Here is an 18,525-nt window from a genome sequence, read left to right as displayed (position 1 = left end):
GACCCGCCCACCGGGTGCCGGGCGGGGCCTCCCCCGCCCGGCACCCGGTGCACATCACAGAAGAGAGGCCATCAGATGGCAGAACTGACGATCGACAGCAGCCTCTGGCTCAGGCCCCTGCGGCCGGCGCCGGACACCGCGAAGGTCCAACTCCTGTGCTTCCCGCACGCCGGGGGGTCGGCCGGCTTCTTCCGGCCGCTGGCGAGCCGTTTCCCCGCCGACGTCGACGTGCGGGGCGTGCAGTACCCGGGGCGCCAGGACCGCCGGGCCGAACCGGCGTTGGAGGACATCAACCTGCTGGCGGACCGGATCCACGAGGCCTTCCGGCCGCCGGACGGGCTGCCCTACGCCTTCTTCGGGCACAGCCTGGGGGCGGTCGTGGCCTTCGAAGTGGCACGGAGGCTGGAGCGCGACGGCGACCGGACCCCGGCGGTCCTCTTCACCTCCGCCCGCCGGGCACCCTCCCGAAGCGGCGGCGAGCAGGTCCACCTGCTCGACGACGACCAGGTCGTGGCCGAGATCCAGGCCCTCAGCGGCACGTCCGCCGACCTCCTCCTGGACGACGAACTGGTCCGCATGGTCCTCCCCGCCATCCGCAGCGACTACCGCGCCATCGAGACCTACCGCCTCGCACCCGACGCAACGCCGCTCCGCACCCCGATCGTCGCCCTGATCGGCGGCTCCGACCCCCGCGTCGACATCGACGAGACCGCCGCCTGGAGCGAGCACACCACCGCCGACTTCGACCTCCACGTCTTCCCGGGCGGCCACTTCTACCTCTCGGACCAGCCGACCGAAACCGCCGTCGCCACCACCGTCACCACCCACCTCCAACCCCACCTCCGAGCGGCAATCCGCAGTGGGCGATGACGTTCCCGGCGACGGGCCCGACTAAGGTCGAATCCCTGACACGGCTTCACATTCGAACCACCACCGCCGGTTGACGATCGACCGACGCCCGGAGCGCCGGCCGCCGAGCGGCCCGACGAAAGACGAAAGGCGTGAACGCTCATGCCCATCGGACTCGCCCTCCCCCAGTACGGTGCCTTCGCCGACCCCGCCCTGACCGCCCGGGTCGCCGCCGAGGCCGAGGCCATCGGCTACGACCACCTCTGGACGGGCGACCGCATCCTCGTCCCCAACGACCCGCGGAGCCGCTACCCCGGCGGGGACGGCAGGACCCCGGCCGAATACCGTGCCTTCCTCGACCCGCTGACCCTGCTGACGGTGGCCGCCGGCGCCACCACCCGGGCGCGGCTGGGAACCAGCACGCTCAACGCCCTGTGGCAGCCGCCCGCGCTGCTCGCCCGCACCCTGACCACCATCGACCAGCTCAGCGGCGGCCGGCTGGACGTCGGCATCGGGCTCGGCTGGTCCAGGGACGAGTACCAGGCGGTCGGCGTCCCCTGGGAGGGCAAGGCGGCCCGGCTGGAGGAGACCCTGGACGTGCTGGAGGCGGTCTGGGCGGGCGGCGAGGACGTCCGGCACGCCGGCGCGCTGTGGACCGTCCCGCCGTCGACGGTGCTCTCCCTCCCGGTCCAGCGGCCGCGCCCGCCCGTCCTGCTCGGCGGGTTCGGCCCGGCCGCGCTGGAGCGGGTCGGACGCCGCTCCGACGGCTGGATCGGCGTCGGCCTGCCGGTGCCCGCGCTGCGGGGGATCCGGGAGCTTCTCCACAACGCCGCCCGCGCCGCCGGCCGGGACCCGCTGGCCCTGCGCCTGATCCTGCGGGCCAACCCGGTGATCACCGCCGCGCCCGCTCCCGCCGAGCAGGTCCCGCAGCGCGGCACGATCGGACAGATCACCGACTACTTCGCCGCCGCCATACGGGAGTTCGGCGCCGAACCACTGCTCGACCTGCACCATGCCGCACACTCGGCGGACGAGTTCCTGGCCCTCGCCCGGGAGTTCCACGACGCCTTGGCCGCGTGACCCTCCCCCGGCGGTCGCCCCCGGTCCCGTCCCCGGCCCAGGCCTCGCCCCCGTCCCAGGCCCCGTTCCAGGGCGGCGCGACGGCGCGCGCAGTCGACAGCCGGTCTGCCTTCGGCTCGCCCTTCGGGTCCGGGTCGATGCGCTCGACCATGCCGCGGACCTCCAGGTAGCGGTGGGGCCGGTCGGCAGGCTTCGCGTTCGGGGCAGACCAGCTCGGCGATCCCGTCCGGGCGGACCAGGACGAGCGCGGCACGCCCGCGGCCCCGGTCGGGCCCGGGCACCAGGAAGGCGGACTCCATCGAGACGCCCCGGTAGCGGTGGGCCACCGGGCTCCCCGCCCGGCGGGTGCATTCCAGCAGCAGCAGCGGATCGAGCAGCTCAGGCCGCGTCCGGTGGTCGTCGAAGTAGCCGTGCCCACGCGGGAGCTGGGCCGCCACGGCGAAACGGCCGTCGGGAAGCTCGGCATGGTCGGTGGCGAAGACCTCGGCGACGATCCGGCGGTGGACCGGCGAGCGCTCGACGGTCCGGTCGAGAACCAGGCTGCGGCCCGGGCCGGGACCCGGGTCCCGGCCCGGGCCGCAGCCTCGGTCCCGCCTGTTCGGCGTGCGTCCGCGCCCTCAGTGAGGAGGGGTGGGGAGATTGTTGAGCTGCAGGAGGTTCCAGTTCTGGTTCGCCCTGTTCCACGCCTCGTCGGTGGTGATGCAGTCCCACTGCTGCAAGCGCGCCTGCTCGCCGGGCGTGCCGGACGGCGCCTCCGCGTCCAGGCACCTGCCGGTGGCCCGGTTCTTCAGGACCATGACCGTGGGGAAGCACAGACAGGTGTGCCCCACCCAGGCGGTGGTCCACTCGGCCGGCGCGTAGCCGGCGTCGCAGTACGGGTACTGGAGGATGCCGGTGCCGTTGCTGTAGGTCCCCGAACGCCAGTCGAGCATGAGGCACTGGCCGGAGTGCCGGGCCTTGATCCGGAAGTACCCGTTCCCGCTGTCCAGCAGCTCGAACTCCTGGGAGGCGCTGGCGTTGTTCGGCCACAGGAAGACGCCGGTGTACGAGGCGGTCGACGCCCACATGACGTCGGCGCGCAGCCCGGTCCGGACGTTCACGAGCTCGTAGCGGGTCGGTTCCGCCGCCTGGGCGGGCGTGGCGCCGAGTGCCGCGAAGACCGTGAACGCCAGGGCCGCCACCAGGGCCGCCGGAGTGAGTCGGGAACGTCCGCGCCCGGCCGGCGCCGGCGGTGCGGCCGATGCCGTGGTCGCGCCGGGACGGTCGGGCCGTCGGGGAAGGGGGATCCGCATGGTGTTCTCCTCCGTGGGTTTCGGGAGACCGGCGTCCGGTTCACCGCCGCTTCGCCGCTTCGCCGGTTCGCGACCTCGTCCCGGGCCGGCCCGGACGCCCCCACCCTGGCGCCGCGGCCTGTGCACCGACCTTGCGGCCGCCTTGCGGGCCAGCCAGCATGGGGCAGTGGGGACGTTTCGCATGCGCTGCTGATCACATGGGGGGTACATGTGGACTTCCGGCTGTTGGGCGAGATCGAGGTGCGGTCGGCGGGCCGGCTGCTCGACGTGGGAACGCCCCGGCAGCAGGTGGTCCTGGCCGCGCTGGTCGTCGACGCCCGAAGACCGATCCCGATCGAGGCGCTCATCGACCGGGTCTGGGGCCACAACCCGCCCGCCAACCCCCGGCCCGTCCTGTACGCGCACCTGAGCAGGATCCGGGGGCTGCTGAGACAGACGGCCGCCCCCGGGGGCGGGACGGCGGCGCGGATAGAGCGCCGGCACGCCGGCTACGTGCTGGACATCGACCCCGAACTGGTGGACCTCCACCGGTTTCGTCGACTGGTCGAGCAGGGCGGCGACCGGCAGCGTGACGACGACGAGGCCCGGGCCGCGACGCTCGCCGAGGCCCTGGCGCTCTGGCGGGGGGAGCCCCTGGCCGGCCTCTCGGGCGAATGGGCCGCGCAGGTCCGGGCGAGCTGGCATCAGCGGCGGTTGGACGCGGTGGTGCGGTGGGCACAGGCGGAGTTCCGGCTCGGCCGTCCCACCGCGGTGATCTCCGCGGTGCCCGATCTCACCGCCGAGTACCCGCTGGCCGAGCCCCTGGAATGCGTGCTGATCCAGGCGCTGCACGCGGCCGGGCGGGGCGCGGAGGCCCTGGACCGCTACGGCGTCGTGCGCCGACGGCTGGCCGAGGAACTGGGCGTGGGCCCCGGCAAGGAGCTCCAGACCCTGTACCAGACCGTCCTGATCGAAGATCCGCCCCCGCCGGGAGAGGCCCGCGCAGCCCTGCGCGCCGCCGGACCGGCTCCCCTCCGACCGCGGACCGCGGCCCCGCCCCCCGCCGCGCCCCGCCCCGTGTCCACGGTGACACCGCCACCGCCCGAGCCACCGCGCGAGCCGCCGCCCGGGCACGTCGACCGGCAGCGGGTGAGGACGGCCCACCGACGCGCTCTGCTGGCCGTCCTGGTCGCGGTGGTCCTGCCCGCGGCGACGGTGTCGGCGCACGTCCTTCGGCGCAACGAGTGCCACCGGGACGAGAGCGACGGCCGGCCGACGGCGTCCGTCGACCGCGCACGGAAGCTCTTCGCCGCCGCCGAGGCACTCGACCGGGCGGGAAGGGCGGGTGACGCACGGGCGACCGTCGTGGACGCGGTGCGCCTGTGGGAGGAACTCATCGGACTGGACCCCGACCGCAACGCGCCACCCCTCGCCCCCGCCGTCCTACGCGCGCTGGACCGGGCCGGCGTGGACTTCAGCGTCTCCCGGCCCGCACTCCTCGGCTGGCTCGGCAACCCGCTCCACACCCCCTATCCGGCGATCTCCCAGGCGATCCTGCTACGGGGCTGGCGCTTCACGGCGCCGGTCTTCCTCGACGCCGTCGTCTGGAACTACGAGCACACACCCGAGACCCCCTCCCCCCGCACCCTCGCCGACGTCCACCCCGACATCCTGAAGGCAGCCGTCCTGGAGAACACGCGCACCCGCCACGGCACCCGGCCGACGGAGTTCGACCAACTCCTCAAGCCCTGACCCCGACCCGCCCGCCGGCGCACGGGGCCCGCCGCGTCCGTCGGCCGCGCTCCCGGATCACCCTCGGCACCGGCTGGGACGACAGCCCCGCCCGGTGCGGGACCGTCAGGCGGTGGCCTGCCCGGCGCCGGGACGCTGGCTCTTCGCGTCGACGACGGCCCGGGCGAGGATGCTCGTGCGCTCCACGACGGTGCCGGGCTTGATGCCGTTGACCTCCCGGACCTGCACGCCACGGCTGCCGAGGTACTGGTGGCTCTCCCGGTCGAAGATCCACTCCGACCGCTCGCCGGTCTGCGGGTCGAGCCGCGCCAGCGCGATTCCGTCGCGGTCGGAGGCGTCCTGCGCGTGCTCGACCACGACGACGCCCGGGATCTTTCCGGCGGCCTCGTAGAGCGCGGCGGCGAGGCCCGAGGGGACGAGCTGCTCGCGGATCATGGAGCCGATCTCGTTGAACGCCTGCTGGTCGCGGTCCCGGCTGCCGCTCACCGTCGCGTAGACGGACGTCAGCAACGCGTCGGGGTCGGCGGGCTGGGCCGCGAGCCACTGGTAGGACAGCTGCTTGCGGGGCTCGTTGTTGTCCAGCGGGATGCCGCCCTTCTCCTGGTAGCCCGGCTCGTCCAGCCAGCCCCTGGTGCCGTCGGGGGACTTCCACACCTCGCGCTCGTGCAGCGGCTGCACCCAGGTGGCCGACTCCCCGGTGTCCGCGTTGTAGCTGCCGGCCATGAAGGAGACCCGGCTCTTGATGTAGATGTACTGGCCCGGTCCGGGCTGGGGCGTGGTGCGCGCCGTCGCGGCGGCGGCGATCTCGTGGACCGTCGAGGCGAGTTGGACGGTGCTCCCCTCCTCGATCTGCACCACGGGCGCCTTGACCAGCCGCGGGGCGGCCACCGTGGTGGTGCCGGCCGGGCTGCCCAGGGAGACGACCACGGCAAGGGCCGCGGCCGCCGCGACGGGCGCCGCGACGAGGGCGGCGCGGCGCAGCGGGCGCCGCACCGGAGAGGGCGCGGGGGCGGGGGCGGGGTCGGACTGGTGGATCTCGTTCATCAGGAACTCCTCGAGCAGGTCCTGGCGGTCGGCCGCCAGGCGGGGGTCGGCCGGCGCCGGCAGCAGACGGGCCAGTTCCGCGTGGTCGAGCGGTTCGGTGCGCCGCCGCGAGTTGCGGATCATCGGTGCGTCTCCTTGTACGGCCGGGCCGCGGTGCCGCGGCTGCCCTGTAGTTGTCCGGGGTTCGGGAGGGGTTCCGTGGTGTTCTTCGCGGCGCGCAGTTCCTCGGCCGCGAGTTTGCGCAGTCGGGTGCGGGCGCGGGACAGGCGCGAGCGCACGGTGCCGACGGGTGTGCCGAGGGTGGCCGCCGCTTCCGCGTAGCCGAGCCCTGACCAGACGCAGAGGGCGAAGACCTCGCGTTCCGAGCGCCGCAGACGCCCCAGGGCCTTGCGGGCGGCCGCGAGTTCCTCGGAGTCGGCCATGCGGCCGACGAGTTCGTCGGCGAAGTCGGGGACCGGGTCGGCCGCGGGGATGCGGGCCATCGCCACGTGGTGGCGGCGGGCGGCACGCGTCGTGTTGCGCAGCACGTTGACGGCGATGCCCATGAGCCAGGGGCGTGGGCTGTCGCCCTCGTCGCGGAGCTTCCCGCGCAGGCGCCAGGCCTCGAGGAAGGTCAGCGAGACCACGTCCTCGGCCAGGGCCCAGTCCCCGGTCACGCGTACGGCGTGGCGGTACACCAGGGAGGAGTGGTCCCGGAAGAGATCGCGGAACGCTTCGGGATCCCCGGCCCGCAGCCGGGAGTGTGGATGGTTCACCTCATGCCTTGTCCGAGCAGGAGGACCGGTTCCCGTGACGCAGGTCACCGGCCGCCCCCGACGAGGGCGCGTGGGGGCCGGACCGGAACGCGGCAAAGCGCCCACGGGCCGCCACCGTGTGTGGAAGACTCGTACCAGACTGTGACGCCCCCGCGGGATTCTCCGTACAGACCGGAGCGCCCGGGCCGCCGGGGCCGACCGGGCCACGCCGAAACTCCTGACCTCCTGCTCCCGTCCACCGGATCCACCCTCGTCGGTCACCGGATTCCGAAGGAACGTCGATGAGTTCATTCCTCTCCAGCCGGGGCCTGCGGGCCTGGGCCGTCGTCGCCGCCGCGGTCGTCGCCCTGCTGACGCCCTCCGCGTTGCCCGCGTACGCGGACCCGCCGGTTCCGCAAGGTCCGCCCAGCCTGACGGACGGCCACGGCCTGACCCAGGTCGGCTCGGTCGGCACCGCCACCGACTTCACGATCACCGTGACCACCACCGCCGTCGCCAAGCAGCACCCCGTCAGGATCATCCTGCCGCCCGGCTACTGGGACGACCCGACCAGGCGCTACCCGGTGCTCTACTTCCTGCACGGTTCACCGGACAGCCCCGTCAACCAGAACTACCCGGCCCTGCGCGGTTCCACGTCGATGATCACGGTGATCCCGGACGGCGGGCCGCGGGGCTGGTACTCCAACTGGCGGGACCAGAACACCGCGGCCGGCGCCCAGAAGTGGGAGACCTTCCACCTCGGCCAGGTGATCCCCTTCATCGACGACAACCTGCGCACCGTCGCGGCCAAGCGCGGCCGTGCCGTCGCGGGGATCTCGATGGGCGGCTTCGGCGCGATGCGCTACGCCCAGCGGCACCCCGAACTGTTCACCGAAGTCGCCTCGCTGTCCGGAGGCCTCGATCTGTCGGCGGCCTCGATGGACCTGCGGCTGGCCGTCGTCGCCAGCCTCACCAATGCCCCGGGCGGATTCTGCGGCGCCTCCTCGTCCACCGGCGGTGACTGCACCGGCAGTTACACACCCGCCGTGTCCAGCGACGCCCTGTTCGGCTCCCCCTACCCGGTGTTCGACCTCGACCGGCTGTGGAACGAGGCCGACCCCGCCGCCCACATGAGCCGACTGGCGGGCATCGGCATCTCGATCTACACCGGCAGCGGGGCCGGCAATCCGCTCGCGCTGGAGTTCTGGATCGAGGGCGCCAACAAGCACGCCCGGGACAGCCTCGACGCCCTCCACCTGCCGTACCACTACGTCGGTTACGGCGACGGCGCCGGCTGGGGCACCCACTGCAACGGCGACCACAACGCCGGCTGCTGGGCCCAGGACCTCGTGGACTGGATCCCCCGTCTGGAGCGGGCCTTCGCCGCCTCCCTCGGCTCCGCCTGAACCGCCCGGACGCCCGGACCGTGCACCCGTTGGGGAGTTCACGGTCCGGGCGCACCCTGCGGGACCGCTGCCGGGCCTCGCCCGCTCACCCCCGCGAGGACTCCCCGGCGGGGCTCGTCGGCGGCCGGGCGAAGTGCTGCTGCAGCCGGGCATGGCGGAACTGGTAGACCGCGCCGACCTTGCGCAGCACGCCCCGCCGGTGGGCGTCCTCCAGGAAGTCCATCGCCGCGCGGGGCAGCCGCCCCGTCAACGGCAGCCAGAGACGCGCGAAGACCGTCCACTGGCCCCACGCGCTCAGGCTCAGCATCGCGCCGAGCCCGGCCCCGAAGGCCGTGAGCAGCCCGAACCTGAGCCCGGCCGGGATGCTCCAGCCGAGCCGGATGCCCCACAGGTACCCGTCGAACAGCGCGACCGCGGGCCAGCCGGCGACCCCGATCGCGACCCCGAACAGCGGGGCGAACATCAACCACTGCAGGAGCACGGTCCTGCGGTTGCGGCCCAGCAGCTCACGGGGGCCCGGCGCCGATTCGATGGCGATCGGCGCCTCGCACCAGGCCATCACGGCGCAGACGGGCGCGGCCGCGACGGCGAACATGCCCGCGTAGATCACCCCGTCGACCAGCCCGACCCGGAGCGCGAGCGGATCGTCCCACAGGAGCTTGCGGACGATCCCCTGCAGCAGGCCGATCCCGAGCCCGCCCGCCAGCCCGCCGACGACCCCGAGCCCGGCGCGCGCCAGGATCTCGCGTCCGGACCTCGCCCTCGCCCGCCCCGCACCGCGGCCCAGGCGGATCCGCACGCGCGACGGCTCCAGGGCCCCGCCCCTGAACGCGAAGCCGATCCCGTGCGCGAGGCCGAACGCCACGGCCGTGGGAACGGCGTTGATCAGGACGTCGGCCGCCCCCATGAGGATCCCGTGCACCAGCCGGGGCCCGAGACCGGTGCCGGGCCCCGCGTAACCAAGGGCGGCCCCGACCCCGTCCACGGGGCCGACCAGGATCCCGACGCACACCCCGCAGACCAGCCCGGTCACCACCATGCGCGGTCCGAGCCGGACGGCCGTGCCCAGCTCCCACCACGCGAGATCGGGTTCGCCGCGCCGCTCCAGGTGCCGTGCGAGGAAGCCCAGCCACCGGGACACCCGCTCCGGGTCCGTCCGCCGGCCCTCCCACGGCGCCTCCCGCGACTCCTTCCGGCCGACCGGGGGCGGCGGCAGGGGTTCCCTGCGGTAGACGGACGGCACCAGGGAATCCAGCAGATGGCCCTCCACGGCCCCGGCGTCGGGGAAGCGGCCGCGGTCGGCGAGCTCCCCCGGCTCCCCGCCCGGGTATCCCGCCGGGTCCCCGTCCGGACGGGCGCCCCGGGGCGGACGCGCGTAGGCGGTGCGGCACAGCCACAGCATCAGCGGCACCGTCAACACCTCGGCCGCGGGGCCGGACGGGTCCGCGCGCAGCGCCTCCGCGAGCGGGCGCCAGCGCTCCCGGTGCTGCGGTGTGGCCACCCTGAGCAGGTACTGCGCGGCCTCCTCGGCGGTCAGCGGGTCGGCCTGGACGACGGCGGCCTTCCGCAGCACGGAGGAGTCGCGCACCGCCGCCCGGTAGTCGTCGGTCCGGCACGTCAGGATCAGCGGGACGCCCTCCGCGAGGGCGTCATTGAGCGCGTCCAGGGCGTCCGGCCGCTCGGCGGCCGGCAGTTCGTCGAGCCCATCGAGCACCGGCAGGATGCGCTTGCGGCCGATGAGTTCGCGAACCGTCCCGCGCTCCAGGTAGGGGTACCCGCGCAGCAGTTGCCGTTCCAGCCACCCGGCCAGGTGCTCCTCGGCCGGCCGCCAGGAGGCGAGCGACAGCAGGACCGGCACCGGGTCGCCCGCGTCCATCCGCAGCAGCAGCTCGATCACCAGCAGGACGGCCAGGCTGGTCTTGCCGCTGCCCGGGCCGCCCAGGACCACCAGCCTGCGGCGTTCCGGGTGCGAGAGCTCCGCGGCGAAGGATGCCAGATCGGCGCTGCTCGCCCCGCCGGGGTGCTCGGTCCGCTCGGCGTGGTCCGCGACCTCCCCGCCGCTCGTCGCCCGCCACCGCACCGGGATCGGCTCCGGCCCCAGCAGGTCGCGCGAGGCGGCCTCCCGCGCCCACTGCTTCAGCACCTCCCGTCCCAACTGCTGCGCCCCCAGCTCCACCGGATCGGGAACGGGAACGGTGAAGTAGTTGTTCTGGACGCTGTGGTCGCCACGGAGCAGCGCGACCGGTCCGTTGAAGACGACGGGCCCGCCGCGCTCCGGGGCCGGGTCGGTCACGAGGGGCCGAAGTGGTTGTCCTGCCGGGAGTGGTCTCCGATCAGGAGCGCGGTGGGTCCGTTGAAGGTGTTCCCGCTCACCGCCTCCCCGCTCACCGCCTCCCCGCCGCGGCCCGCACCGGCGGCCCGCGCGCCCGCCGCGACCGCCTCCACGGCCAGCCGCAGCGCCGCGGCGAACTCGGCGTCGCGCGCGGCCGCCTGCTCCAGGGCCAGCTCCAGCTGCTCCCGGGTGCGCACGGTCGGCCCCGCCAGGCCGGAACCGGCCTCCTCCCTCATCCGCTCCAGGGCCGGCTCGTCGGACCCCAGCCGGGCGACCACCACCTCGTGCAGGTGGTCCATCCCGGCGTCCAACGCCTGATCGACCTCGGCATCCACCCGGCCCGCCACCCGCCGTGCCTTGCCCACCGCCCACGCGAAGAGATAGCCGACCGCCAGCTCCACACCCACCATGCCCGCTCCCCTGCAGGACGTGTTCGCCAGTGGACCGACCCTAGCCCCGCGGCACCCGCCGCGTGACACGAATCCCGAACCCCTCCCCCGTACGAGCGAACCCGCCCGCCGACCAGAGGCCGAAGGCCAGGGCGAGAGCGGCCGGACGGGAGTGGGTCGGGACAGGAACTCCGGATCACGCTCAGCAGTTGGGGATCGTCCCCGAACCGACCTTGACGTTGCCGGAGTAGATCCAGCCCTTCTGCCAGTCGGTGGCGTCCGGGTCGACGTAGTACCAGGTGTTGCCCGAATCGGGGTTGCGGTACTTACACACGGCCCACAGTTGCGTGGGCACGTCCATGTTGCTCCACCCGATGAAGTCGCAGCCCGCAGCCGGCCCGTACCTCAGTCGGATCGATTTGGTGGTCACGATGCTCACGCCGGTGGTCCCGCGGCTGGGGCTCCAGTTGCAGTTCACGGCCGCGGGAGCCTGGGGGGTGGACATGGTGTCCGTCTGAGCGGCTGCCGACGCCGACGGCATCATCGCGAAGGCTGTCGCGGTCGCGGCGACGGCCACTGCGAGTCCTTTGAACAGGTGCACGTGCTCCTCCTTCACAGTCCTGCCGAGCGTCCGCGGAGCAGGACAGAACGGATGTCGTCCACACGTCGCGGATCGACAGTCGTGGTGCGGGATCAGCTCGCTGCGTGGAGAGTGATGCATCGACGCAGCGGCCTGTGCCGTGGCGACCGTTCGGCCGGCCGGACACCACACAGGCTGCTGACCATCGACAGGTGAAGCAATGAGAGCCCGCCGTCCCGGACAGCGCGCCGACTGTCCGGGCCGGTCAGCGCCCTGTCCGGACTGCGTCCCGGACAGAGCCGCCGCAGAGAGTGCCGGATCCACTGCGGTGGCCGAACTCGGAAGCGGCGGCGCCCTGCTGGTCCTCGGTGGCGCGTGGTTCATCGTCAGCAGGCGGATGCGCCTGAACGACTGACGCCGAGTGACACCGGAGGGGGTGTCGCGGCAGCCGGCCACGACACCCCCTCCGTGCTCGCGCTACTCCTGGAGTTCCGCGATCAGCGGGCTCCAGTCGATGCTGTCGCCGGGCGCCGGCTCCTGCGGGTAGTGCGGGCTGACGATCCGCGGCAGGTCGCGCAGCGCGCGTTCGCGGACGGGCTCGCTGATGCGCAGGATGCGGCACGCCATGTCGATGAGGAGGTCGAACATGCCCTCCTCGTCGAGGGTGTCGCCGGCCATCAGGACGTGAACGGCGGCGCCGTCGGCGAGCGACATCAGGATGAGACTGACCCGCTCGACGGGCACGGCGGGGCTGAAGTCGCCGGTCTCCACGCCCGCGGCGACGGCCGCGTCGAAGGGGGTCCCCCAGCGCTGGTAGACGTCCTGGGCATAGGTCCGCAGGGTGGCGTCGCGGTTGGCGGCGGACCAGAACTCGATCCAGAACGACCAGCGTTTCTGGAAGGGCGCCCATCCGGCGACCTGGAACCGAAGGAGCGCGAAGAGCCGGCGTACCGGGTCGGGCTCGCGCTCCGAGACCGAGTGCCAGGTGGCCAGGGTCAGTGCCAGCATCGAACTGATCGTTTCGCTGATCAGTTCCTCCCGGCGCCGGAAGTAGTGCTGGACCATTCCGAGGGAAACGCCCGCCTCCTGGGCGATGTCCTTGAGCCGCGCGCCGTCGACCCCGTTACGGCAGATCACTTCGCTGGCCGCGCTGATGAGTTGGAGTCTTCGCCACGCCATCAGGTCTCCGTCGGCGGTGGCGGTGCCGGCGCGTACGGAGCTGCTTGGGCCCTCGCCGTGCGGGCTCTGTGGAGCCATCTGTGTCTACCTTCCCCGATCTCGCTAGTTGGCTGGAGGGTATTGCCAACCCGAACTTGATGGCAATAATAAGCGCTTATTGCCACTTCGAGGGAGGACCCGACGTGCACTTCCCATCGCGACGCATGGGTGCGGCGGCGGCTGGCGCCATCGCGTTCACCATGATCTCCGCAGGATGTTCCTCCGGCTCCGGCAGCTCCGGGAGCTCGGCCAAGGAGCTGACCTTCACCTCGTACGGAAGTGGGTACCAGGAGGCCCAGGCCAAGGCGTGGCTGACGCCCTGGGCCAAGGAGGCCGGCGTCAAGGCCGTCCAGGACCAGCCGACCGACTACGCCAAGATCAAGACGATGGTCGAGTCCAAGCGCGTCGCCTGGGACGTCGTGGACACCGAGCCGTTCTTCCCGGTCGGGACGTGCGACAAGTACGCCGAGAAGCTCGACTTCGACAAGATCGACAAGTCGAAGTTCCCGAAGGGCACGGTCACCGACTGCGCCGTGCCGGACGCGATGTACTCGCTGGTCCTGGTCTACAACCCGAAGAAGTACCCGGACGCGAAGCCCTCGTCGATCAAGGACTTCTTCGACACCACCGCCTTCCCGGGCAAGCGGCTCGCCCCCGGGTTCGCCACCGGCGGCGCGATCGAGGCGGCCCTCCTCGGTGACGGCGTCGCCCCGGCGTCGCTGTACCCGCTCGACTACGACCGGGCCTTCAGGAAGCTCGACACGCTCGGCAAGAACCTGGGCTTCTGGGAGACGTCGGCGCAGAGCCAGCAGGCACTGGAGTCGCAGCAGGCCGACATGGCGCTGGTCTGGTCCGGGCGTGCCTACATGGCCGCCAAGAACGGCTCCGCCTACACGCCCGTGTGGCAGGACAACATGCTCGCCTACGCCGTCCTGATGGTGCCCAAGGGCGCCCCGCACAAGGACCTCGCGATGGACTTCATCGCGTACGCCACCGGCGCGAAGGGCCAGGCGGCGTTCGCCGAGGACCAGCCGTACGCGGCGGTCAACTCGGACGCCAGGCCCGAGCTGGACGCGCTCGCCGAGGAGTGGAACACCGCGCGCGACGACATCCAGCAGAAGGGCTTCTACCAGGACGTGACCTGGTGGGCCGAGAACCAGGACACGGCCACCAAGCGCTGGACCGACTGGGCGACGGGCTGAGCACCATGACCGATCTCCTGAGCGGTACCCCCGCCGCGCGGGACCAGGACCCGGTGCCGACGCGCAAGGAACGCCCCGCCCGGGGCCGGGGCGTCCGGGCCCTGGGCGGGCGGAGCAGGACGCTGCTCCTGCTGGCGCCGGCCGTGCTGATGCTGCTGGTGTTCTTCGCCTATCCGCTGGCGGACATCGTGTGGCGGGCGTTCACGGATCCGGAGCCGGGGTTCGGCAACTTCTCCGAGCTGCTGGCCGACCCGACCACCGGCCGGGTGGTGGGACGTACGTTGCTCACCTCGCTGGTGGTGGCGGCGGCCACGCTGCTGCTGGCCTACCCGTACGCGTACCTGATGACGGTGACGGGCCCGCGGGCACGGGCGGTGCTGATGGCCCTGGTGCTGCTGCCGTTCTGGACCAGCCTCATGGCGCGCAACTTCGCCTGGATCGTCCTCCTCCAGGACGGCGGGCCGCTCGGGTGGCTCGGATCGCTGTTCGGGCGCGGCGGACAGGGGCTGCTCGGCACCGCGCCGGGCGTCGCCATCGGCATGGTGCAGGTGCTGCTGCCGTACATGGTGCTGCCGCTGTACAGCGTGATGAGCGGGATCGACCGCCGGCTGATGAGCGCGGCGTCGGGGCTCGGCGCGGGGCGGTTCACCTGCTTCCGGCGGGTGTACCTGCCGCTGTCGATGCCCGGGGTGATCTCCGGGACGACGCTGGTGTTCGTGCTGGCGCTCGGCTTCTACGTCACGCCGAAGCTCCTCGGTTCGCCGAAGGAGTCGATGGTGGCGCAGGTCATCGGCACCAAGGTCGAGAAGCTGCTCGACTTCGGGGGTGCGGGCGCGTTCTCCGTGATCCTGCTCGCGCTGACCGGCCTGCTGCTTCTGCTGGTGTCCAGGGTGAGCCGTGTGGGCTCGACGCTGGGCCTGTCCGGGAAGGAGGGCTGACCCGTGGAGAACCAACTGTTCCGTGGCGGTATCGGGCTGCGGCTGTGGGCGGCGCTGGTGGGCGCGATCCTGGTCGCGCCGACGCTCGTCGTCATCCCGCTCTCGTTCACCGGCAAGCGCAGCTTCAAGTTCCCGCCGGAGGGCTGGTCCCTCCAGTGGTACAAGAATTTCTTCACCAGCCCCACCTGGCGCGACTCGCTGCTGACCTCGCTCCAGATCGCGGTGGCCGTCGCCGTGCTGGCCACCGTGCTCGGCACCCTGGCGGCGCTGGCCCTGGACCGTGGCCGAGTGCCCGGAAAGGGCCTGTTGCAGGGGCTGTTGATGGCGCCGATGGTGGTGCCGCAGATCGTGGCGGCCATCGCCGTGTACTCGGCCTTCCTCAACTGGGGCCTGGCCGGCACGACCCTGGGATTCGTGGTCGCGCACACCGCGCTGGCCGTGCCCTTCGTGGTCGTCGCCGTCTCGACCAGCCTGCGCGGCTACGACCGGGGTCTGGACCGGGCCGCCGCCATGCTGGGCGCCGGACCGCTGACGACCTTCCGCCGGGTCACCGCGCCACTCATCCTGCCGGGCGTGCTCTCCGGGGCCGTCTTCGCCTTCGTCACATCACTGGACGAGGTCGTGATCGCCTTCTACCTGCAGAGCCCGACCCTGCACACCCTCCCGGTGACGATGTTCAGCAGCGTCACCGTGGAGACCGATCCGACGATCGCCGCCGCGTCGAGCATCGTGCTCGTCGCCACGACCGCGCTGATCCTGCTGCCGCAGCTGCTGCGGCGCACCGGGCGCGAGGGGAAACGCTGACATGGCCGACACCGCCGGCACGACCGCCACTTCGTCCGACGCCCCAGCCACCACCGCGGCTGCCGGGGCCACCCTGTCCGGCGCGGGCTCCCCGTCCCGCACCGGCGCCCCCGTCCGGCTGCGCGGGCTCACCAAGCGGTACGCGGGCCGCGCCGCCGTCGACGGGGTCTCGCTGGACATCGAACTCGGCGAGTTCATGACCTTCCTCGGCCCGTCCGGCTCCGGGAAGACCACGACCCTCAACATGATCGCCGGCTTCACCAAGGCCACCGAGGGGGCCATCACGGTCGACGGCACCGACGTTGCCGACCTCCCGCCGCACCGGCGTGACCTCGGCATGGTCTTCCAGCACTACGCGCTGTTCCCGCACATGACGGTGGCGAAGAACATCGCCTTCCCGCTGGAGCAGCGCAAGGTGACCAAGCCGGAGATCGCCCGACGGGTCGCCGAGGCCCTGCGCATGGTGCAGTTGGAGGAGATGGCCGACCGGCTGCCGAGCCGGCTGTCCGGCGGGCAGCAACAGCGGGTCGCGCTCGCCCGGGCCATCGTCTTCAACCCGCGCGTGCTGCTGATGGACGAGCCGCTCGGCGCGCTCGACAAGAAGCTGCGCGAGCAGCTCCAGGGCGAGATCGCCCGGATGCACCGCGAGTTGGGCATCACCTTCGTGTTCGTCACCCACGACCAGGAGGAGGCGCTCGCCCTCTCCGACCGGATCGCCGTCTTCAACGAGGGCCGTATCGAACAGGTGGGCACCCCCGAGGAGTTGTACGAGCGACCCGCGACGCTGTTCGTGGCCCGGTTCCTCGGCGAGTCCAACGTGTTCACCGGGCGGCTCACCGGACCGGGGCGGCTCACGGGCGACGGATACGAGCTGGCGGTACCCGAGGCCGGTGCCGGTGCGGCCGCCTCGGAGGAGGTCGCGCTGATCGTCCGGCCCGAACGGATGCGGCTGCTCGCGACCGAGGACTTCGCGCCCTTCGGCCACAACACCCTGGCCGGTACCGTCGCGGAGGTCGTCTACTTCGGCGCGCACCGCCGCGTCACCGTCGACCTGGCCTGCGGAACGCGCGTCCAACTGCGGGAGCCGGCCGGGCAGGAGGGCCCCGCCCGGCCCGGCACGCCCGCCCAGGTCGTCTGGCCCGCGGAGCACGCGGCCCTGGTGCCGGCCACGGCGAGCCCGTCGTCCCGACCCTCGTCGTCGCTCCCGTCGTAGCTCCTGTTCCTGCGGACCCGTTCCCCACAGGCCCTTCCCCGTAGATCCCTTCCCCACAGACCCCGTTCCGCGTGGATCCCGTTCCCCGTAGATCCCCGTACGCAAGGAGTCGGTTATGAGCAAGGACCACCCCACCGTCCCCGGCCGGGTGCCGCCCAGTGTCGTCGCGCTCGCCGAGGTACCGGTGACACCCGCCGCCGAGGCCGTGACCAAGGTGCGGATCGCCCGGACCATCACCAAGGGGCGCAACGGCTCCAACCTGATGCTGGGCGCCGCCTGGATGGACCCGGGGGAGCGCACCAACGTCTGGTCGTCACGCGGCCAGGACGACACCGCCGAGGGCGACCACTGGTACGGCCCGGTCGAGGAGACGTACTTCATCATCCGCGGGCGGCTCCGCCTCACCTGGGACGAGGGCCACTTCGACCTCGGCCCCGACGACAGCGTCTACCTCGCGCCGGGCTGGACGTACCACCTGGAGAACACCGGCGACGAACCCGCCTTCTTCACCTACTCGATGACGCCCTCGCAGGAGTAGACCGTGAGTGACACCGTGCACGTGTTCTGGGACGCCCGCGTCCTGGAGAACGACACCGGCGCGGGGTTCTGGGAGGCCGCCCCGTCCGCGCTGCTCGCCGAACCCGAGCTGCACCCCGAGAGCGCCCCCCGCATCCGCAACATGAAGTCCGTCCTGGAGCGCGGACCGGTCGCCGACCGGATCGTCTGGCACCCGGGGCGGCTCGCCACCGAGGCCGAACTGACCACCGTGCACACGCCGTCGTACGTCGAGCGGGTGCGCGAGGTCTGCGCCACCGGCGGCGGCGACCGGACGTGGCTGACGTCCACCACCACCGTCACCGGCGGCTCGTGGGAGCCCCTGCTCGCCGCCGCCGGCACCTGCCTCGCCGCCACCGACGCCGTCCTCGACGGCACCTGCGACCTCGCGTACGCGCTGGTCCGCCCACCGGGACACCACGCGCAGCCGTCCCAGGCCGACGGCTACTGCGTGTTCGGGCACGCCGCGCTCGCCGCCCAGCGGGCCCGGGACCGGGGCGTCGAACGGGTCGCCGTCGTCGACTGGGACGTCCACCACGGCAACGGCACCCAGGAGTGCTTCTACGACCGCCCGGACGTCCTCACCCTCTCCCTCCACATGGCGCACGGCTCCTGGGGCGCGACCCACCCGCAGACCGGCGCCCCCGACGAACTGGGCCGGGGCGCCGGGCTCGGCCACAACGTCAACATCGAACTGCCGGTCGGCGCCGGCGACCGCGCCTACGCCGACGCGATCGAGCGGATCGTGGCGCCGGTGCTCCGGCAGTACCGACCGGAGCTGATCATCGCCGCCTCCGGCCAGGACGCCGCGACCTTCGACGCCAACGGGCAGCACAACGTGACCATGGCGGGCTTCCACCGGATCGGCGGTCTGCTCGGCGAACTCGGCCGGGAGCTGACCGGCGGACGGCTCGTCCTCACCCAGGAGGGCGGCTACGCGCGCAGCTACGCCGCGTACTGCCTGCACGCCACCATCGAGGGACTGCTCGGCCGGGAGCCCTCGCTCGCCGACCCGATCGCCTACGTCCCCGACGACCTCACCCGGGGCGACGCGGCGATCGAGCGGGTCCGCGCCGCCCTCGCCCCCCACTGGGACCTCTGAGGGACCTCGGGGACCTCCGGACGGGCCCGCCCGCGGCCCGCGCCCCCACCCACAGC

General features: G+C 72.9%; 17 protein-coding genes and 1 pseudogene. 10 read left to right on the top strand and 8 right to left on the bottom strand.

Features of this window, described 5'->3' with window-relative positions:
- Nucleotides 1-75 precede the first annotated feature (75 nt).
- Nucleotides 76-870, top strand: a complete 795-nt coding sequence (locus ACFCLZ_RS28725) for a thioesterase II family protein (RefSeq protein WP_380280629.1) — start codon at nt 76-78, stop codon at nt 868-870.
- A gap of 141 nt (nt 871-1,011) precedes the next feature.
- On the top strand, nt 1,012-1,929 hold the full coding sequence (locus ACFCLZ_RS28720; protein ID WP_380280627.1) for a TIGR03619 family F420-dependent LLM class oxidoreductase: 918 nt from the start codon (nt 1,012-1,014) through the stop codon (nt 1,927-1,929).
- 290 nt (nt 1,930-2,219) lie between these two features.
- On the opposite strand, the pseudogene ACFCLZ_RS28715 reads toward ACFCLZ_RS28720, so the two are convergent.
- Both ACFCLZ_RS28715 and ACFCLZ_RS28710 read right to left on the bottom strand, forming a co-directional pair.
- Nucleotides 2,220-2,423 (bottom strand): annotated as a pseudogene (locus tag ACFCLZ_RS28715) (AfsA-related hotdog domain-containing protein); the annotation flags it as partial.
- A 123-nt stretch (nt 2,424-2,546) separates the two neighbouring features.
- Nucleotides 2,547-3,221: an RICIN domain-containing protein gene (locus tag ACFCLZ_RS28710; RefSeq protein WP_380280625.1), complete on the bottom strand. Its 675-nt coding sequence runs from the start codon at nt 3,219-3,221 to the stop codon at nt 2,547-2,549.
- Between the two features lie 210 nt (nt 3,222-3,431).
- On the opposite strand from ACFCLZ_RS28710, the gene ACFCLZ_RS28705 reads away from it, so the two are divergent.
- Nucleotides 3,432-4,952: a BTAD domain-containing putative transcriptional regulator gene (locus ACFCLZ_RS28705; protein WP_380280623.1), complete on the top strand. Its 1,521-nt coding sequence runs from the start codon at nt 3,432-3,434 to the stop codon at nt 4,950-4,952.
- Nucleotides 4,953-5,057: 105 nt separating this feature from the next.
- On the opposite strand, the gene ACFCLZ_RS28700 is transcribed toward ACFCLZ_RS28705, so the two are convergent.
- Both ACFCLZ_RS28700 and ACFCLZ_RS28695 read right to left on the bottom strand, forming a co-directional pair.
- The gene (locus ACFCLZ_RS28700; protein WP_380280621.1) at nt 5,058-6,119 is read right to left on the bottom strand and encodes a CU044_5270 family protein; all 1,062 of its coding nucleotides are present in this window, start codon (nt 6,117-6,119) and stop codon (nt 5,058-5,060) included.
- Entirely contained in the window at nt 6,116-6,751 is a 636-nt protein-coding gene (locus ACFCLZ_RS28695; RefSeq protein WP_380280619.1) for an RNA polymerase sigma factor, read from the bottom strand. Before ACFCLZ_RS28695 ends, ACFCLZ_RS28700 begins: the two co-directional genes overlap by 4 nt.
- Nucleotides 6,752-7,032: 281 nt before the next feature.
- Here ACFCLZ_RS28695 and ACFCLZ_RS28690 point away from each other — a divergent pair, with 281 nt between their 5' ends.
- On the top strand, nt 7,033-8,136 hold the full coding sequence (locus ACFCLZ_RS28690) for an alpha/beta hydrolase (RefSeq protein WP_380280617.1): 1,104 nt from the start codon (nt 7,033-7,035) through the stop codon (nt 8,134-8,136).
- 85 nt (nt 8,137-8,221) lie between these two features.
- Here ACFCLZ_RS28690 and ACFCLZ_RS28685 read toward each other — a convergent pair whose 3' ends face one another.
- The 4 genes from ACFCLZ_RS28685 to ACFCLZ_RS28670 all read right to left on the bottom strand — a co-directional run bounded on the left by ACFCLZ_RS28685 (nt 8,222) and on the right by ACFCLZ_RS28670 (nt 12,694).
- A complete protein-coding gene (locus tag ACFCLZ_RS28685) occupies nt 8,222-10,429 on the bottom strand; it encodes an NACHT domain-containing protein (RefSeq protein WP_380280615.1) in 2,208 nt (735 codons plus the stop codon).
- Nucleotides 10,426-10,878: a hypothetical protein gene (locus ACFCLZ_RS28680; protein ID WP_380280614.1), complete on the bottom strand. Its 453-nt coding sequence runs from the start codon at nt 10,876-10,878 to the stop codon at nt 10,426-10,428. The genes ACFCLZ_RS28685 and ACFCLZ_RS28680 overlap by 4 nt, the downstream gene beginning before the upstream one ends.
- A gap of 181 nt (nt 10,879-11,059) precedes the next feature.
- Nucleotides 11,060-11,362, bottom strand: a complete 303-nt coding sequence (locus ACFCLZ_RS28675) for a hypothetical protein (RefSeq protein WP_380280612.1) — start codon at nt 11,360-11,362, stop codon at nt 11,060-11,062.
- Nucleotides 11,363-11,914: 552 nt separating this feature from the next.
- Entirely contained in the window at nt 11,915-12,694 is a 780-nt protein-coding gene (locus ACFCLZ_RS28670; protein WP_380280610.1) for a TetR/AcrR family transcriptional regulator, read from the bottom strand.
- A 161-nt stretch (nt 12,695-12,855) separates the two neighbouring features.
- On the opposite strand from ACFCLZ_RS28670, the gene ACFCLZ_RS28665 reads away from it, so the two are divergent.
- From ACFCLZ_RS28665 to ACFCLZ_RS28640, 6 genes are all read left to right on the top strand, one after another.
- Nucleotides 12,856-13,857, top strand: coding sequence for an ABC transporter substrate-binding protein (locus tag ACFCLZ_RS28665; RefSeq protein WP_380280608.1), 1,002 nt, complete (start codon nt 12,856-12,858; stop codon nt 13,855-13,857).
- A 5-nt stretch (nt 13,858-13,862) separates the two neighbouring features.
- On the top strand, nt 13,863-14,795 hold the full coding sequence (locus tag ACFCLZ_RS28660) for an ABC transporter permease (RefSeq protein WP_380280606.1): 933 nt from the start codon (nt 13,863-13,865) through the stop codon (nt 14,793-14,795).
- A 3-nt stretch (nt 14,796-14,798) separates the two neighbouring features.
- Complete coding sequence (locus ACFCLZ_RS28655; protein ID WP_380280604.1) at nt 14,799-15,599, top strand: ABC transporter permease; 801 nt, start codon at nt 14,799-14,801, stop codon at nt 15,597-15,599.
- Nucleotide 15,600: 1 nt separating this feature from the next.
- Nucleotides 15,601-16,812 (top strand): ABC transporter ATP-binding protein, encoded by a 1,212-nt coding sequence (locus ACFCLZ_RS28650; protein WP_380280602.1) that lies wholly within the window; start codon nt 15,601-15,603, stop codon nt 16,810-16,812.
- Nucleotides 16,813-16,927: 115 nt separating this feature from the next.
- Nucleotides 16,928-17,350 (top strand): cupin domain-containing protein, encoded by a 423-nt coding sequence (locus ACFCLZ_RS28645; protein WP_380280600.1) that lies wholly within the window; start codon nt 16,928-16,930, stop codon nt 17,348-17,350.
- A 3-nt stretch (nt 17,351-17,353) separates the two neighbouring features.
- Nucleotides 17,354-18,469, top strand: a complete 1,116-nt coding sequence (locus ACFCLZ_RS28640; RefSeq protein WP_380280598.1) for a hypothetical protein — start codon at nt 17,354-17,356, stop codon at nt 18,467-18,469.
- The last annotated feature ends 56 nt before the right edge of the window (nt 18,470-18,525 follow it).

Origin of the sequence: Kitasatospora purpeofusca, assembly GCF_042691725.1 — a bacterium.
Classification (GTDB): Bacteria; Actinomycetota; Actinomycetes; order Streptomycetales; family Streptomycetaceae; genus Kitasatospora; species Kitasatospora purpeofusca_B.
The sequence above is the reverse complement of the archived record's forward strand: the minus strand, read 5'-3'. Positions and strand labels throughout refer to the sequence as shown.

Coding starts and splice junctions, on each gene's coding strand:
- ACFCLZ_RS28675 (WP_380280612.1), bottom strand. CDS start 11,362: ATGTCCACCCCCCAGGCTCCCGCGGCCGTGAACTGCAACTGGAGCCCC.
- ACFCLZ_RS28645 (WP_380280600.1), top strand. CDS start 16,928: ATGAGCAAGGACCACCCCACCGTCCCCGGCCGGGTGCCGCCCAGTGTC.
- ACFCLZ_RS28700 (WP_380280621.1), bottom strand. CDS start 6,119: ATGATCCGCAACTCGCGGCGGCGCACCGAACCGCTCGACCACGCGGAA.
- ACFCLZ_RS28690 (WP_380280617.1), top strand. CDS start 7,033: ATGAGTTCATTCCTCTCCAGCCGGGGCCTGCGGGCCTGGGCCGTCGTC.
- ACFCLZ_RS28650 (WP_380280602.1), top strand. CDS start 15,601: ATGGCCGACACCGCCGGCACGACCGCCACTTCGTCCGACGCCCCAGCC.
- ACFCLZ_RS28670 (WP_380280610.1), bottom strand. CDS start 12,694: ATGGCTCCACAGAGCCCGCACGGCGAGGGCCCAAGCAGCTCCGTACGC.
- ACFCLZ_RS28710 (WP_380280625.1), bottom strand. CDS start 3,221: ATGCGGATCCCCCTTCCCCGACGGCCCGACCGTCCCGGCGCGACCACG.
- ACFCLZ_RS28725 (WP_380280629.1), top strand. CDS start 76: ATGGCAGAACTGACGATCGACAGCAGCCTCTGGCTCAGGCCCCTGCGG.
- ACFCLZ_RS28720 (WP_380280627.1), top strand. CDS start 1,012: ATGCCCATCGGACTCGCCCTCCCCCAGTACGGTGCCTTCGCCGACCCC.
- ACFCLZ_RS28660 (WP_380280606.1), top strand. CDS start 13,863: ATGACCGATCTCCTGAGCGGTACCCCCGCCGCGCGGGACCAGGACCCG.
- ACFCLZ_RS28665 (WP_380280608.1), top strand. CDS start 12,856: ATGATCTCCGCAGGATGTTCCTCCGGCTCCGGCAGCTCCGGGAGCTCG.
- ACFCLZ_RS28680 (WP_380280614.1), bottom strand. CDS start 10,878: ATGGTGGGTGTGGAGCTGGCGGTCGGCTATCTCTTCGCGTGGGCGGTG.